At 46.5% G+C, this 16,971-nt stretch carries 8 protein-coding genes; 7 read left to right on the forward strand and 1 reads right to left on the reverse strand.

The genetic code is table 11. The annotated features are described in order from the left end of the window. Positions 1–20: 20 nt before the first annotated feature. From D2V93_RS11040 to D2V93_RS11055, 4 genes are read left to right on the forward strand one after another with little or no spacing between them, the layout of a single operon-like run. Positions 21–2,285 (forward strand): S9 family peptidase, encoded by a 2,265-nt coding sequence (locus D2V93_RS11040; RefSeq protein WP_119619527.1) that lies wholly within the window; start codon positions 21–23, stop codon positions 2,283–2,285. 27 nt (positions 2,286–2,312) lie between these two features. Beyond that, positions 2,313–5,363, forward strand: coding sequence for a beta-L-arabinofuranosidase domain-containing protein (locus D2V93_RS11045; protein WP_119619528.1), 3,051 nt, complete (start codon positions 2,313–2,315; stop codon positions 5,361–5,363). A 12-nt stretch (positions 5,364–5,375) separates the two neighbouring features. Beyond that, entirely contained in the window at positions 5,376–8,081 is a 2,706-nt protein-coding gene (locus D2V93_RS11050) for a DUF5695 domain-containing protein (protein ID WP_245978195.1), read from the forward strand. A 3-nt stretch (positions 8,082–8,084) separates the two neighbouring features. Then, the gene (locus D2V93_RS11055; RefSeq protein ID WP_245978197.1) at positions 8,085–10,232 is read left to right on the forward strand and encodes a family 43 glycosylhydrolase; all 2,148 of its coding nucleotides are present in this window, start codon (positions 8,085–8,087) and stop codon (positions 10,230–10,232) included. A 34-nt stretch (positions 10,233–10,266) separates the two neighbouring features. Here D2V93_RS11055 and D2V93_RS11060 read toward each other — a convergent pair whose 3' ends face one another. After that, the gene (locus D2V93_RS11060) at positions 10,267–11,004 is read right to left on the reverse strand and encodes an NUDIX hydrolase (protein ID WP_072881373.1); all 738 of its coding nucleotides are present in this window, start codon (positions 11,002–11,004) and stop codon (positions 10,267–10,269) included. A 376-nt stretch (positions 11,005–11,380) separates the two neighbouring features. Between D2V93_RS11060 and D2V93_RS11065 the strand changes: the two genes are divergently transcribed. The 3 genes from D2V93_RS11065 to D2V93_RS11075 are packed head-to-tail and all read left to right on the forward strand — an operon-like array spanning position 11,381 to position 16,931. Then, positions 11,381–12,913: an alpha-N-arabinofuranosidase gene (locus D2V93_RS11065; RefSeq protein WP_119619529.1), complete on the forward strand. Its 1,533-nt coding sequence runs from the start codon at positions 11,381–11,383 to the stop codon at positions 12,911–12,913. Between the two features lie 6 nt (positions 12,914–12,919). Continuing rightward, on the forward strand, positions 12,920–14,905 hold the full coding sequence (locus tag D2V93_RS11070; protein WP_119619530.1) for a glycoside hydrolase family 127 protein: 1,986 nt from the start codon (positions 12,920–12,922) through the stop codon (positions 14,903–14,905). Positions 14,906–14,909: 4 nt separating this feature from the next. Continuing rightward, entirely contained in the window at positions 14,910–16,931 is a 2,022-nt protein-coding gene (locus D2V93_RS11075; protein WP_119619531.1) for an alpha-L-arabinofuranosidase C-terminal domain-containing protein, read from the forward strand. Positions 16,932–16,971 lie beyond the last annotated feature (40 nt).

Genomic DNA, 16,971 nt, shown 5'->3' on the forward strand with positions numbered 1-16,971 from the left:
GTTTTAACCTTATGTATACTATGGAATCTTTTGTCAAAAAAATAAGTGTATTTTTTATACTTATAACTTCGGGAACAGCATTTGCCCAAGGTACTTTAGCGGAATATAAAAAGGCAATTGCCCTGGATTCGTTGTTTCGGGACAAGGTCATCAACTCACCTTCCAGTTTTCATTGGTTGGAAAATGGGTTGTTGTGGTATGTGAACAATACTTCCGAAGGAAAGGAATACTTGTGGGTAGATCCTTCAGGTGAGGCCCAACAAAAATGTTTTGACCATACGGTCTTGGCCAAATTGTTGTCCGAAACATTTGACAAAGAAATTGATGCGGCCCATATTGATATCAGCGAACTGGAGTTTGATAAAGACATGGGTGAAATCAAGTTCATTTTTGACAAAAAGAAGATTTCCTACCGCACAAGCACCAATACGTTGACCATCATCGATGCAGATCCAAAGGATAGGGACCGAAACAGGGGCTATTGGGGCAGCAGGTTTGATGAGACCAGCAATCCGCCCGTGATGTCGCCAGACTCCAGCATGATTGCATTTATCAAAAACAGCAACCTGTACATCAAGAACAACAAGACCGAAGAGGAAACCCGATTGAGTTATGATGGGGCGCCCGGTTTTTTCTATTCGAGTTATATCAAATGGTCTCCCGATGGGAAAAGGATCATGGCCTACAAAGTGCGTCCGGGCGATGACCGAAAAATCTATTTTGTGGAATCCAGTCCGGCAGATCAGTTCCAGCCCAAACTGCAGTCCAGGGACTATTTGAAACCGGGGGATGAACTTCCCTTCAAAAGCCCGCAATTGTTCTTGGTGGACTCCAAAAAGCACATCCCGATCCCAACAGACGAATTCAACCATCAATTTGGCCTGAACCGAATCGATTGGAGGGAGGACAGCCGGGCCTTCTCCTTCGAGTTCAACCAGCGGGGCCATCAGGCCTACAAAGTGATCGAAGTCGACGCTTTGACGGGGAGCCTGAAAGTTTTGGTGAACGAGACCAGTGACACCTTCATTGACTATAGCAGTAAAAAGTACCGATACGATGTGGCAGATGGCAAAGAGATCATTTGGACCTCAGAACGGGACGGTTGGAACCATATTTACCTCTACGATGGAAAGACAGGGCAGGTAGAAAAGCAACTCACGAAAGGAGAATGGGTCGTACGACAAGTCATCCATGTCGATGAAGAGAACAGGCAAGTCTATTTTACCGCCAGCGGGGTGGACAAGGATCAAGATCCCTATTTCATCCACTATTTCAAGGTGGGTCTTGATGGAAAGAACCTCACCCGCTTCACAGTGGAAAATGCTGACCATGAAGTAACGTTCTCAAAAGATTTTTCATATTATGTGGATCAATACTCAAGAGTCGATGCACCGCCAGTGACCCTCTTGAAATCATCAAAAAATGGCAAGACCATCATGCAATTGCAAAAGGCGGACCATTCCGCTTTGCTGAAAGAAGGATGGATAGCTCCCGAAGTTTTCACGACACAAGGGAGGGACGGTGTCACCGATATTTGGGGCATCATCATTAGGCCGACTTCCTTTGATCCCAACAAGACCTATCCGGTCATAGAATACATATACGCAGGGCCCCACAGTTCCTTCGTGCCAAAAGATTTCAGTGCCTACTATTGGTCTATGTCCTCCTTGGCCGAGTTGGGCTTTATTGTGGTGCAGATCGATGGGATGGGTACTTCCAACCGATCCAAGGCCTTTCACGACATCTGCTGGCAGAATTTAAAGGATGGCGGTTTTCCCGATCGGAAGATTTGGATCAAGGAAGCGGCAAAAAAATACCCCTACATGGATGCGGAAAAAGTGGGGATTTTCGGAACTTCGGCAGGAGGACAGAATGCGGCCGCAGCCCTGGTCTTCAATTCGGATTTTTATGACGTGGCGGTCTCATCCTGTGGGTGCCATGACAACAGAATGGACAAGATTTGGTGGAACGAACAGTTTATGGGCTATCCCATTGGTCCCCATTACGCAGCCAGTTCCAATGTGGAAAATGCAGCCCAAATGGGCGGTAACCTGATGCTCATATTGGGTGAGGTGGACGACAATGTGGATCCTGCTAGCACCATGCAGTTTGCCAACGCACTGATCAAGGCCAACAAAGATTTTGAATTGGTCACCATACCCGGAATGGGACATTCCTCTGGGGGAGATTTTGGGGAGCGTAAACGCAAGGACTTTTTTGTAAAGCACTTGATGGAAGTGGACCCACCTTCATGGGAAGCCATCTATGGTCAGAAAACCAATTAATTTTAAATAGAGGAAAAAGATTTGATTATGAGACTAGCTAAGTTATTCATTTGTACATTTTTGGGTTTTGGCGCTTTGGGACTGAACGGTTTACAAGCACAAAATGGCAACCAAATATTGGATGGTATAGGCGAGACAGGGATGATTGCCCGGTATATTTTCAACGGGGATGCGAAGGATTGGTCCCGAAACAACCTACATGCTAGGATATATGGTCCCAGTGCCAAGTTTGAGGATGATGAAAAATTTGGTAAGGTACTTTCCCTCGCAGCAGATGGCAAGTCATACATTGCTATTTCCGGTGAAGCCGTGGAAGGGGAAGAATCATTGAGCATATCCACATGGGTCAATTTCAGGTCCATGCAAACTGGCCAACATCTTTTTGATTTTGGAAAAGATGACAGGACGCATTTTTTTGTGGCCCCTTCGGGAATCCAAGGCAAAGAGGGATATCAGGCACAGATAGTAAAAGATGGCAAGGAGCAGTTCACGGCCATTGCGGCTAGCTCCAAAATTGAATTGGGCGAATGGGTACATCTGGCCATAGTGCTGGATATTCCCTCCAAATCCATGAACATTTTTATCAATGGGGAACAGGTGGGGAAAGCCGAGAACATGGATATGGAACTGGCAGAACTGTTCACCCATGAGAACCTGCTGTATATCGGGAGGTCGATAACATCCAACAACACCTATCTCGATGCGAAGATCCATGATTTCCGATTGTATCGAATCCCCTTGAGCGAAAGGCAAATAGGAAGGATCCGATACATCGCCCTAAGAGGAGGGGAGGGAACAGCAAGAAGGGAAAGGCCAGAGGACAACTTACCACAATTTGAAGCGGGAACCCCCCAATTGTACAATACGTACCTCACCGGGGTATCCAATATTGAAGTGGAGACCGAAGTGGGCCATCTGCCCAGATTGCCACGTTACGTCCAAGGCACCTACCGTAATGGCGTCAAAGGTCCCGAAGTAAGGGTGTTGTGGCCATCCCCAACGGACAACACCCAGGTGTTGCAGACAGGGACCTACGAGATCATCGGTCAAGTGGCAGGCACGGATTTTCAGCCTAAGGCCAAGGTCACGGTAAGAACAGGCAAAGAAATGGGCACACCCAGCCGCAAACTGGAGGTATTCGGATTGGATGAGGTGTCCTTGGATGCCGATGCCAATGGCCAACAGACAAAGTTTATCGAGAACAGGGACAAATTCATCAAGACATTGGCGCAGACCAATCCAGATTCCTTTCTCTACATGTTCCGAAATGCCTTTGGGCAAGAACAACCGCAAGGCGCAAAGCCATTGGGCGTTTGGGACAGTCAAGAGACCAAATTGAGGGGGCATGCCACGGGCCACTACCTTACCGCCATTGCCCAAGCCTATGCCAGCACAGGTTATGACAAGGAATTGCAGGCCAATTTTGCCGATAAGATGGACTATATGGTGGAAGTACTCTACCAATTGTCCCAAATGTCCGGACAGCCCACCAAAGCAGGAGGGGAACATGTGTCCGAACCAACGGCCGTTCCCCCAGGACCAGGCAAGTCTGCCTATGATTCCGATATTAGTGAAAATGGCATTCGGACTGATTACTGGAATTGGGGAAAAGGGTTCATCAGTGCCTATCCGCCCGACCAGTTCATCATGTTGGAAAATGGGGCCACTTACGGGACCCAGCCTACCCAAGTTTGGGCCCCTTATTACACTTTGCACAAGATTTTGGCCGGTTTGATGGATATTTATGAAGTCAGCGGAAATGCGAAGGCCCTTGAAATTGCCAAGGGAATGGGCGATTGGGTATATGCCCGATTGAGCCAAGTGCCCACAGATACCTTGATCAGCATGTGGAACACCTACATTGCAGGGGAATTTGGGGGCATGAACGAGGCCATGGCCCGTTTGGACAGGATCACCGATGAACCACGCTACCTGAAGGTCGCCCAATTGTTTGACAACATCAAAATGTTCTTTGGTGATGCAGGACATTCCCACGGATTGGCCAAAAATGTGGATTCGTTCCGAGGGCTGCATGCCAATCAGCACATCCCTCAGATCATGGGCGCGCTCGAGATCTATCGCGATTCGGAATCACCTGAATATTATCGGGTGGCCGATAATTTCTGGTACAAGGCCAAGAACGATTACATGTACAGTATCGGAGGTGTCGCCGGGGCCAGGAATCCCACCAATGCGGAATGCTTTATTGCCCAGCCCGCCACATTGTACGAGAATGGGTTTTCAGCAGGAGGACAAAATGAGACCTGTGCCACCTACAATATGTTGAAACTTACCAAAAACCTGTTCCTGTTTGACCAGAGGACCGAGTTGATGGATTATTATGAGCGTGGACTCTACAACCATATCCTTGCCTCTGTGGCTGAGGACAGTCCGGCCAACACCTATCACATATCGTTGAGGCCCGGTTCCGCAAAAAGATTTGGGAATGCTGATATGAGTGGCTTTACTTGTTGCAACGGCACCGCTTTGGAGAGCAGCACCAAGCTCCAGAACTCCATTTATTTCAAAAATCTGGATGCGAATGCCCTGTATGTGAACCTCTATGTGCCCTCCACATTGAACTGGGAAGAGAAAAATATTATCATTGAGCAGAAAACAGCTTTCCCGAAAGCGGACGAAACCCAATTGATCATCAAGGGGAAGGGGAAATTTGACCTGAACCTTAGGGTACCCCAATGGGCGACCAAAGGTTTTTATGTAAGGGTGAACGGCAAGGAAGAAAAAGTAATGGCCCAACCGGGTAGCTACCTCACCTTGAGCCGCAAATGGAAGGATGGTGATATTGTGGATATCCAAATGCCGTTCCAGTTCCATTTGGAGCCCGTGATGGACCAACAGAACATTGCCAGTCTGTTTTACGGTCCTATACTATTGGTGGCCCAAGAACCTGAATCCAGGAACGATTGGCGCAAAGTGACCTTGGATGCCAATGATATTGGTAAGACCATTGAAGGTGACCCCAAGGCTTTGGAGTTTACCATTGACGGAGTGGTCTTCAAACCGTTCTATGAAACCTATGGGCGCCACTCGGTGTATTTGGATGTAACCTTGAAATAAAATTGGATCGTAATGGAGATGAAGCATAAGAAATATGGATTGGCCTTGGTATGTTGTTTGGCGATCCTATCGGGACTGCAAGCACAACGAACTTATTGGAGCAGGGTAGAGAACAGGGAATCTACCTTGGGCATTGCCGATGTCTATCAGAAATTCAGCACACCAGATTTTCAGCTAAAATTGGTCAAGGCCTCGCAGACCGTTGCCGCCCTTAGACCCAATAGTGAACCTTATTTTGATTATACCCCTGGGGAACGCCTTGAGATGAGGGACAAGGACAGCCTTTATCATTTGGGCGACATCAACTTAAGAATCAAAAATGTAGAGGGTATATGGAAATCGTATTCCACCGCTACCAGCCGTGCAGCCGTAAAACCTTTGGAAGTCAGTGGAAGTGTGCTTGCCGCTGCCGATTTGGCCAATACCTTGCCCAGTGATATTCCCGTTTCGGTAAAAAGGTATTATGAATTGGACAATGATCAACTGATCATGCGCTTTGAGATCAGCAACAAGCAAAATACACCTGTGGAAATTGGGGCATTGGGCATCCCGATGACCTTTAACAACATCCTGGAAGGGAAATCATTGACGGAGACCCACGCGCAAAACGTATTTTTTGACCCCTATATAGGAAAAGATGCCGGCTATCTGGAAGTGAAAAGACTGAGCGGAAGAGGCCCTGCACTTTTGGTACTGCCCAAGGAAAACATGGCCTTTGAGGCGTACCGACCCTTATTGGACGACCCAACGCCAAAGAGCATCGTTTTTGAAGGCTTTCATGAGTGGATGGCCCATAGCAAGGCCTATGCGGAAAAGGAATGGCAGGGAGTGGAGCAGTGGAACAACCCCACCTCGCTCATTCTTCAGCCCAAGGAGACCAAAAACTTTTCCTTGAAGTTTGTCTTGTCCGAAGGCATTAAGAACATCCAGGAAACATTGGTAAAGGAAGAACACCCAGTGGCCGTTGGGGTCCCAGGTTATGTGTTGCCCCAAGATGTGGAGGGCCAATTGTTCGTGGATTACATAAGTGAAGTGGCTTCTTTGGAGATTGAACCTAAAGGTTCTTTGGAGGTCAAGGAGAATGGGAAGACCCCATCAGGAAAGAAGAAATATCGTGTCCAAGGGAAAAAATGGGGTAGGGCAAGGCTTACCATAACCTACGCCGATGGTGTGGAGCAGACCATCAATTACAAGACCATCAAACCGGAAACCGAGGTTATCAAGGATTTTGGACATTTTTTGACCACGGAGCAATGGTTTGATGACCCCAACGATCCCTTTGGACGGAATCCATCAGCCATCACGTATGATTATGAGAAAAAAGAGCAGGTGGTGCAGGACGAAAGGGTCTGGATCAGCGGGTTGAGCGATGAAGGTGGTGCCGGAAGTTGGTTGGCCGCCATCATGAAACAATTGGTGCAGCCCAATAAAGAAGAGATCCAAAAGTTGCAGGGATTTGTGGACGAGACACTTTGGGGAGGTATTCAGTACAATGAAGGTCCCCACAAGTACGGCGTGAAAAAGAGCATATACTACTACGAGCCCGATTCGCTGCCCAAGGGCACATACAGTGACAAGATCAATTATAAGACCTGGGCGGCCTGGGACCACAAGCATGCCAACGACCCGGGAAGATCCTATAACTATCCCCACGTAGCGGCTGCCTATTGGGTCATGTACCGCCTGTCCAGATATCATCAAGGGTTGGTGGACAATAGGTCCTGGGATTGGTATTTGGAAAATGCCTACCATACCAGTGTGGCCATGGTAGAGCAGGCCCCTTACTATGCCCAGTTCGGGCAAATGGAAGGTTCTGTGTTCCTTTTCATTTTGGAAGATTTGAAAAATGAAGGGTTCGCGGAAATGGCCACAGATCTGGAAAAGCGGATGAAGGAAAGAGCGGACCACTGGAAGGCATTGGACTATCCCTTTGGCAGTGAAATGCCCTGGGATTCCACAGGACAGGAGGAAGTCTATATGTGGTCCAGTCATTTTGGATATGACCGAAAAGCGATGGTGACCCTAAATGCCATATTGGCCTATATGCCCACCATGCCCCATTGGGGCTATAATGGCAATGCCAGAAGATATTGGGACTTTTTGTACGGTGGCAAGGCAGGAGAAACTTCCCGTGTGGAGCGTCAGATACACCACTATGGATCGTCGTTGAACGCCATTCCCGTATTGAGCCATTTCCGTAAAAAACCGGACGACCTATATTTGTTGAAAGTGGGTTACGGTGGCCTTTTGGGTGGAATATCCAACATCACCCAAGATGGATTTGGTCCGGCGGCCTTTCATTCCTATCCATCAACGCTAAAAATAGATGGGATTTCTGGGGATTATGGCTCCGGTTTCTATGGTTATGCCGTGAACACTTCGTCCTACCTTGTCAAAGATGAGGATATGGGATGGTTGGCCTTTGGGGGCAATTTGTCCCAAAAAGGGGGTGTGGTGGAAATGGAACTGACCACCGCTGCACGGTCAAAAGTATATATCGCCCCAAAAAAGATTTGGCTCACCTTGGATGCGGGATCGTTTGAAAAAGTAATCTACAAGGAAAGTACTGGTGAGGTGACCCTTATTTTGGGTGCAAGAACAGCTCATGCCCCCAATGCCTATTTGCGGATGGATGGAGAGGCAGAACTGCCATATCCAAAAGTGCGGGGTGCCTACGAAATTGCACTGGACAAAAAGGAAACGGTGATCAAACTGTAGGATTTGGGGAATAGAACGCTGAACATAGTATTGCTGACCTTGGTGTTGGCGAATGCCTTTGGCCAGCAGCCTATGGGCCAACTCCCCATGGAAAAGGTGAATCCTATCCTCCCCGGGTATTTTGCTGATCCCACCATCAAAAAGTTCGGGGACACCTACTACATCTATGCCACGACCGACAACGAAATGCTGGCATCCGGTGTTCCCACGGTCTGGTACAGTACGAATTTTGAACATTGGTACAACTATACCATGGAAGTTCCTTCCTTGGAGTCCGTCAACCTCAGGAATTTTTGGGCACCGGATATCATAGAAGGGGATGATGGCAAATATTACCTCTATTTTGGCAATTGTCAGGCCGGGTGCAACATCTACGGATATGTGTCCGATACCCCTGTGGGCCCTTGGGAAAAATTGAACAAGGACGATAGTCCGGTAATCGCACACAACTATCCCAGAAAAGGGTTTCCTTCCCTCGATGCCCAATTTTTTGAGGATAGTGACGGGCGGATCTATGCCTATTGGGGCACATGGGTGCATTACAATGGTGGATATGCCGTAGGGGAGTTGGACACGGATACTATGGCCGAGGTCAAGAATTCGAAGAACATCCCTTTGGAAGAGACCCCGGAACCTTTTGAGGCCGCTTATATGATGAAAAAAGGGGACAAATACATTTTGATGTATTCTGGCGGTTCCTGCCATGATGAAACCTACAATGTAAGGTATTCCCATTCAGATACACCCTATGGGCCATTTGTTCCGGGGGAGAACAACCCCATTTTGTCCACCAATGAAGAAGGAACGGTCCATGGTCCGGGACACCATTCGGTGTTGGAGGAAAACGGGAAATATTACATGGTCTATCACAAACATGATTACCCTATGACAAGGGGTGGCCTGTCCCGACAAGTTGCTGTGGATGAAATGGTTTTTGAAAACGACTCTACCATTAGAAAAGTGGTTCCGGGACAAAAAACCCTTCAGGATTTGAGGGCACCCGACCTACCGAGGAATTTGGCATTGGGAGCAGAAGCCACGGCATCGTCATTTTATCATTTGCAATCCCTTCAGTACGATTATGCCCATAAACCCTCTTTTGCCACGGATGACCATAACGCCACTATGTGGAAGGCGGCAGACAATTCCTTCCCACAACAGTTGACCCTTGACCTAGGAAAAGTGACCGACATCAAAAGGGTGATGACACAGTTCGAGTTTGCAGGGTACTATTACCAATACAAACTGGAACATTCCACGGATGGAGAAAACTGGAACCTTTATGCAGACCGTTCCAGCAACAAAACACCGGGAAGTCCCATGGTCGATGACAATGATGTCAATGCCCGCTATTTGAAACTAACGGTCTCGGATGTTGAAAAAACAGGGCTTTATGCGGCAGTTTGGAACATCAAGGTGTTCGATTCCTTGTTCGAAATCCCATTGAACTTGCAGGGCAAGCCCTCAAATGAGAGCAATGGGGCAAAAAGTGCTCACCGGAAATTGGTGGATATTGATGCAAAAGGTTTTCCTTCCCAAAATGAATTTGTCCATCTGCCCAATAGTGGGAGCCTAGGTGGAAATTTTGAAAAGGAAGGGGAAGTGGTAATTGAAGAGGATAAAGAGGGAATTAGGGCCTTCAACTTTACAGAAGGAGCCTTGGTTTTGGACCAAGCTGTTCCACGAAGTTTAGAGTGGAATGGGGCTTTCACCGTGGCTACTTGGGTAAAAAATCCACAAATAGCCAAAGAAGGGGAGTGTTTGTTGTCTTGGTGCGATAGGTTCAGGTTCAATCTGGCCAATTCATACACTGCCTTGCATTTCAATAGTGGACATTATGGGGCTGCCGCACATTTGGATGGTCATTTCGACATGGGGTACAATACCCTTCCTATGGCCAATGAATGGCACCACATTGTACTTACTTTTGATGGGGTGGTCGAAAAAATATATGTGGATGGTCAACTGGACAATTCCCAAAACATGACCTTGGCCTCACAGATCACCAATGCGAAAATCAGGATAGGAGCTTCGGATGTGGGCGAGCATTTTTCTGGACACATGGCCTCCTTGCAAATGTATGACTATGCCTTGACCCAAAAGGAAATAGGTGAATTGATGTTGTTGACCACACCTTTACGGAAAAAGTAGTTTCATTGTGGGAAGATCATTCCCAAAACCATGCTCAGAGCTTAAAGCTGAACCCGTCTTCCTCGACCTTCTTCTTGTACTTCTCCTTATCAAAAACAAAAAGATAGGCTCCTTTTCGGGAAACGGTCATGTCCTTCTCGTTCAATTTTACCAGGACATCCAAGGAATTCACCTTGTTGATAAAGTTGCGCTTGTCCAGTTTTTTGTTCAGAATGGATTCATATAGGTTTTGGAGCTGGCGCATGGTGAATTTTTCGGGAAGCAGTTCAAAACCGATGGGCATGGTCATGGCCCTGCGCCGCAAACGGGCTATGGCCTTTTGGATCATTTCCTCGTGGTCAAAGATCAAGTTGGGGGCTTCGTTGAGGTCGAACCATCGGGCGGACTCGATCTGTATGCCATCGAACTGATGCGAATCTACATCGATCAGCGCAAAATACGATACCGAAATGGTACGTTGACCGGGGTCCCTGTCTACTTTACTGTAGGTGTACAATTGCTCCATGTAGATATTGCTCAAGCCGGTCAAGGTGTTCAATACCCGTGTCGCAGCTTGGTCCAGGTTCTCATTTTTCTTCAAAAACCCACCAATGAGGGACCATTTCCCCTTTTCAGGCTCAAAATTCCGTTTGATGAGCAATATTTTCAAGTTGGTCTTGTCAAAACCAAAAATAATACAGTCCACAGCCAGTAGTACTTGGTCTTCTTTCTGATAAAAATTAAGCTGCCTGTTAATATCTGTGGACAAATCTGCTTCTTTGGGTATTTCCATAAGGGCTAAAATCCTAAAACTAAATTTTTTAAACAAATATCTTTTGATGAAAAACCTTAAAAAAAATCCCCTAAATCCATAAATGGAAAAAGAAAATACATCATTTACACATAATTCCTTTATATGTATCTGAAAATGAGAAATTAATGTTTAATTTTATATATGGTGTAAAATTGACACATTAAAATTGAAATTTAATTTGTTTTAACAAAAAAACTTTTGTTAATTTATAAATGTAAAAACAACACTTGAATAATGATTTCAACACGCAAATTGAGTTGATCTATTTAGGTTAGTTTAAGTTTAGTAATTATAGTTCAAGGCCATGACTGGTTCGTGGCCTTTTGACTTTTACAACAATTAAAAAAACGTTTTTATGAGATACCTGACTTTACTCTTGGCCTTAATGCTCTCGTCGCAGTTGTTTGCCCAGCAACCTGTTTTGATAAGTGTAACCGAAGCTTCCGATTCTCCGCAGATCAGTAGGCACATTTACGGCCATTTTACCGAACACTTGGGACGTTGCATTTATGAAGGCCTGTATGTTGGAGAAGAAAACAAGATCATACCCAATACTGAAGGTGTGCGCAATGACATTATTGAGGCCCTCAAGGAACTCAATATCCCCAACCTGAGATGGCCTGGAGGCTGTTTTGCCGACACCTACCATTGGAAGGATGGAGTGGGGCCCAAGGATGAAAGGCCGACCATTGTGAACCGTTGGTGGGGCGGGACGACCGAGGACAACAGTTTTGGCACACATAACTTTCTGAACCTTTGCGAGGTGCTTGGTGCAGAACCTTACCTCTCTGCCAATGTGGGCAGTGGCACTGTACAAGAACTGATCGACTGGGTACAGTACACCAACCATGATGGCGTTAGTCCGATGGCCGATTGGCGCCGGGAAAACGGCCGTGAGGCCCCATGGAAAGTAAAATACTGGGGCGTGGGCAACGAGACATGGGGATGTGGTGGAAACATGACCGCCGAATACTATGCCGATATCTACCGTCAGTATGCCACTTTCATGCCTGGATGGTCCGGGGAAACGGAAATCTACAGAATAGCCTCGGGAGCTTCCGAAGATGATTACCATTGGACGGAGACCTTGATGAAGAATGTACCCTACCATTTGATGGAAGCAGTAGCCCTTCACGATTACGCAGTTTTTGATTGGTCCGACAAAGGGCCGTCTGTCAATTTCGACGATGAGATCTACTTCAAGTCGATGGAACAGGCACTGAAAATGGAAGAGTACGTTACAAAGCACATCGAAATCATGGATAAGTACGATCCCGAGAGCAAAGTGGCCCTTTTTGTGGATGAGTGGGGCGGCTGGTACGATGCCGAACCCGAAGTGAAAAATGGCGTGCTCTACCAACAGAACACCATCAGGGATGTGATGATCGCAGGGACGGTGCTCAATACGTTCAACAACCATGCGAGAAGGGTGAAAATGGCCAACTTGGCCCAAATGGTCAACGTGCTCCAGGCCGTGATCCTCACCGATAAGGAGAAGATGATCAAAACCCCCACCTACCATGTCATGCATATGTACAAAGTGCATCAGGATGCGCAATTGTTGCCTTCCAAAATAGAGGGCAATATGGAGTTCAGGGAACTTCCGTCCATCTCCGTTTCTGCCTCCAGAGACAAAACGGGGAAGGTCCATATCTCCCTAGTGAACATCGATCCTGAAAATGAGATACCTGTGGAATTGGATGTGGCTGGCTTGGACATCAAAAATATAGATGGACAAATCTTGACATCGGACAAGTTGCAGGACCATAATTCCTTTGATGCGCCCGAAAAAGTAACGCCAAAGGAATTCAAGGGTGCCAAACTGAAAAAAGGAAGCATATCCCTTACCATTCCAGCCCATTCACTCATTGTTTTACAAGGGAAATAAGCACAGATGAAAAAAATGATATGGATAGTCGCCAGTCTATTGGTGTTGGTGACCTCATGCAAAAAAGAAGCGGAAAAGCAAGCGGAGACCAAAGATGGAATCTATGCGGAATCCGGTTATCCCATTGAACCGGTGAACATTCAAAATGTAAAAATCAAGGATGAATTCTGGTTGCCGATCATACAGCGTGTTCAAGAAAAAACCATCGAGTATGCCTTGGAAAAATGCAGGGAAGAGGGTCGGTTCGATAACTTTCTGATCGCAGGAGGTAAAATGGAAGGGGCGGTAAAAGGGGCCATGCCCTTTGATGATACGGATGTCTATAAAATCATAGAAGGAGCTTCCAATTCCTTGATTAGCGCACCGAATCCACGACTGGAGCAATTGTTGGATTCCTTGGTGTCCATCATACAAGTAGGGCAGGAAGCAGATGGTTATTTGACTACCTGGCGCACCATAGACCCTGCAAATCCCCCCGCAAATTGGGTGAATGTAGAAAAGGGAGAACGTTGGGAATCCTTGGCAGCAAGCCATGAATTATATAATGCAGGGCACTTGTTCGAAGCTGCCGTGGTGCACCATAAGGCCACGGGCAAGCGCAACTTTTTGGACATCGCCATAAAAAATGCAGACCTGATGGTGGAGACCTTTGGCGAAGGAGAGGGTAAAATTGCCGCCGTACCAGGACACCAGATCATTGAAACAGGCCTGATCCAATTGTATCAAACCACAGGGAAAAAGGAATATTTTGACCTCGCCAAATATTTCTTGGACCATAGGGGCAAACCGGAGCACCATGAACTTTTTGGGGCCTATTCCCAAGACCATCTGCCCGTGGTGGACCAGGACGAAGTGGTGGGGCACGCCGTGAGGGCCGTGTACATGTATGCCGGGATGACGGACATTGCCGCCATTGAAAAGGACTCGGCTTACCTTAAGGCCGTAAACGCCCTTTGGGACAACATGGTGAACAAAAAAATGTATATCACAGGAGGGATTGGCGCCAAACATGATGGAGAAGCCTTCGGCGAAAATTACGAATTGCCCAACCTGACCGCTTACAACGAAACATGCGCATCAATCGGAGATGTCTATTGGAACCATAGGTTACACAATTTGACAGGAGATGTAAAATACTTCGATGTCATTGAAAGAACCCTCTACAATGGTCTCATTTCGGGGCTCTCTTTGGACGGACAAAAATTCTTTTACCCCAATGCATTGGAATCGGATGGGGTGTATAAATTCAATCAAGGGGCTTGTACCCGAAAGGATTGGTTCGATTGCTCTTGCTGCCCCACCAATGTGATTCGTTTTATCCCAGCTATGCCCGGTTTGATTTATTCCAAACAAGATAACACCCTGTTTGTGAATCTATATTCGGCCAACACAGCCAAAGTCGAACTTATGAACCATACTGTTGCGGTGGAACAAGAAACTTCCTACCCTTGGAACGGCAAGGTGAAATTTACGGTAAAACCGGATGAGGCAGGTGAGTTCACCATCAAACTTAGGATACCGGGTTGGGCCAGAAATGAAGTCTTGCCTGGGGATTTGTATCAATACGCATCCAAAGATGAAGCCGCCAATAAGCTTTTCCTGAATGGCGAGCAGCTTGAAGGGGTAGTTGATAATGGCTATTTCACAGTGACCAGAACATGGGAGCCTGGGGATGAGGTGGAACTCGAATTTCCAATGTCCGTTCGAAAAGTGATCGCCAATCCAATGGTAGAGGAAGACAAAGGAAAAATGTCACTCGAATATGGTCCCGTGGTGTATGCGGTGGAGGAAATCGATAACAAGGGCAAATTTGATGACATCCAACTATCTACGAATGAAGAATTCAAGGTGGAGATGCAACCCGATTTGTTAAAAGGGGTCAATACGATATCAAATGAAAAGCTGACCGCAATACCTTATTATGCATGGTCGAACAGGGGCATTGGAAAAATGAAAGTTTGGTTGCCAACTGAAAAGCAAGGTAATTACTGAAACTATGAAGGGATTTTCGAAAGTGGTTTTTTTAGGGGGACTGGTGTTTATATTGGGTCTTTTCTCATGTAAAACTGAGAAAGGGGATACTGTTCAAGGTGCCACTGGGGAAAAGCGTAATCTGGCAATCGATTTGGGCGATACCGGAATCAAGATACAGCCTACCATGTATGGAATTTTTTATGAGGATATCAATTTTGCCGCAGATGGGGGTCTATATGCTGAATTGATCAAGAATCGCTCCTTCGAATTTCCCGACCCAAAAATGGGATGGGAAGAGCCCAATAGTGTAAAATACTCCTTGAACAAAGAATCAGGTTTTTCCAAGATCACCGATTATGTCGAGCCAAAAGGAGGAAACAAAAGGTTCAGTCACACCGTTGTCCAAAACGATGCAAGGTACGAACTCTTCAACACCGGGTTTCGCGGTATCGGTCTAAAAAAGGATGCATCATACCATCTTTCCATTATGTTGGCCAATGCCACAGGGGTAAAAAAGCTGAAAATTGCTTTGGTGGATACCGTTGGAACTGTTTTGGCCTCCTCTGAAATCATTCCGGATAATAAGGACTGGAAAACGTACGAAAGGGTTCTGGTTCCCAATACAATAGAAGAAAAAGCCAAACTCAAGATCACTTTTGAGGGCAATGGAAGCATTGATATGGATATGCTCTCCCTTTTTCCCAAAGACACATGGAAGGGTAGAAGGAACGGTCTTCGCAAGGACTTGGTAGAATTGTTGGAAGGATTGAACCCTGGATTTTTAAGATTTCCCGGAGGATGTATTGTGGAAGGGAAAACCTTGGACCAACGTTACCAATGGCAAAATACGGTCGGCCCTGTAATGGAACGGGAGCTGTTGATCAACCGATGGAACAATGAATTTGCGCACAAATCGGCACCGGATTATTACCAAACCTTTGGCCTTGGGTTCTTTGAATATTTTCAATTGGCCGAAGATTTGGGTGCACAACCTGTTCCCATTTTGGGATGTGGAATGGCCTGCCAGTTCAACTCAGGCGAATTGGTACCATTGGAAAACCTTGGTCCGTTTGTGCAGGAAGCTTTGGATCTAATTGAGTTTGCCAACGGCAATGTAAGCACCCCATGGGGAAAATTACGGGGAGAAATGGGACATCCTGAAGCTTTCAATATGAAATATTTAGGTATTGGGAATGAACAATGGGGGCCGGAATATTTTGAACGGTACAAGATTTTTGCCAAGATCATTGGCGAAAAGCACCCCGAAATCATATTGGTCTCCACACCAGGCCCTTTCCCTGATGGTGACATGTTCGACTATGGTTGGGAGCAGATGAGGGAATTGAATGTGGCCTTGGCAGACGAGCATTATTACAAGCCACCGGAATGGTTTTTGGAAAATGCCAATCGTTATGATAGCTATGACCGCAATGGCCCGAAGGTATTCGCGGGTGAGTATGCCGCGCATCCCAAGGAAGTGGAAGACGGTACATTGGAGAATAATTGGAGAGCGGCACTTTCCGAGGCGGCCTTTATGACGGGCCTTGAACGTAATGCAGACTTGGTTCACATGACATCTTATGCCCCTTTGATGGCACATGCCGAAGGGTGGCAATGGGCACCCGATTTGATTTGGTTCAATAATCTTGATTCGTATGGCACGGTCAATTACCAAGTGCAAAAGCTATATTCCAACAATGCAGGGACGGATTTATTGAAAATAACCGAGGAAGGCAAAGCCTTGATTGGACAGGATGGATTGTATGCAAGCGCCGTTAAGGACGCCGATACCGGAGAGCTTATTATTAAAATAATAAATACGGAATCGCATCCACAGCAACTCAAGCTTGTAACCAATAATGGAACTCTGGATAAAACAGGTGCAATGTTCAGCCTGCAAAGCAGTGATTTGCAGGCGGTGAACTCATTTGAATTCCCAAACATGGTAAGTCCAAAGGAGAGTACATTGACAGTCATTACTGACATGGTCGAAGTTGCCGTTGAACCCTATTCGGTGAATGTTTTGAAAATCAAAATACTATAAATGTAAAATATGTTTTGGGCCATAATGGCCCAAGCACTGA

This window comes from Flagellimonas taeanensis (assembly GCF_003584105.1).
Lineage (GTDB): Bacteria > Bacteroidota > Bacteroidia > Flavobacteriales > Flavobacteriaceae > Flagellimonas > Flagellimonas taeanensis.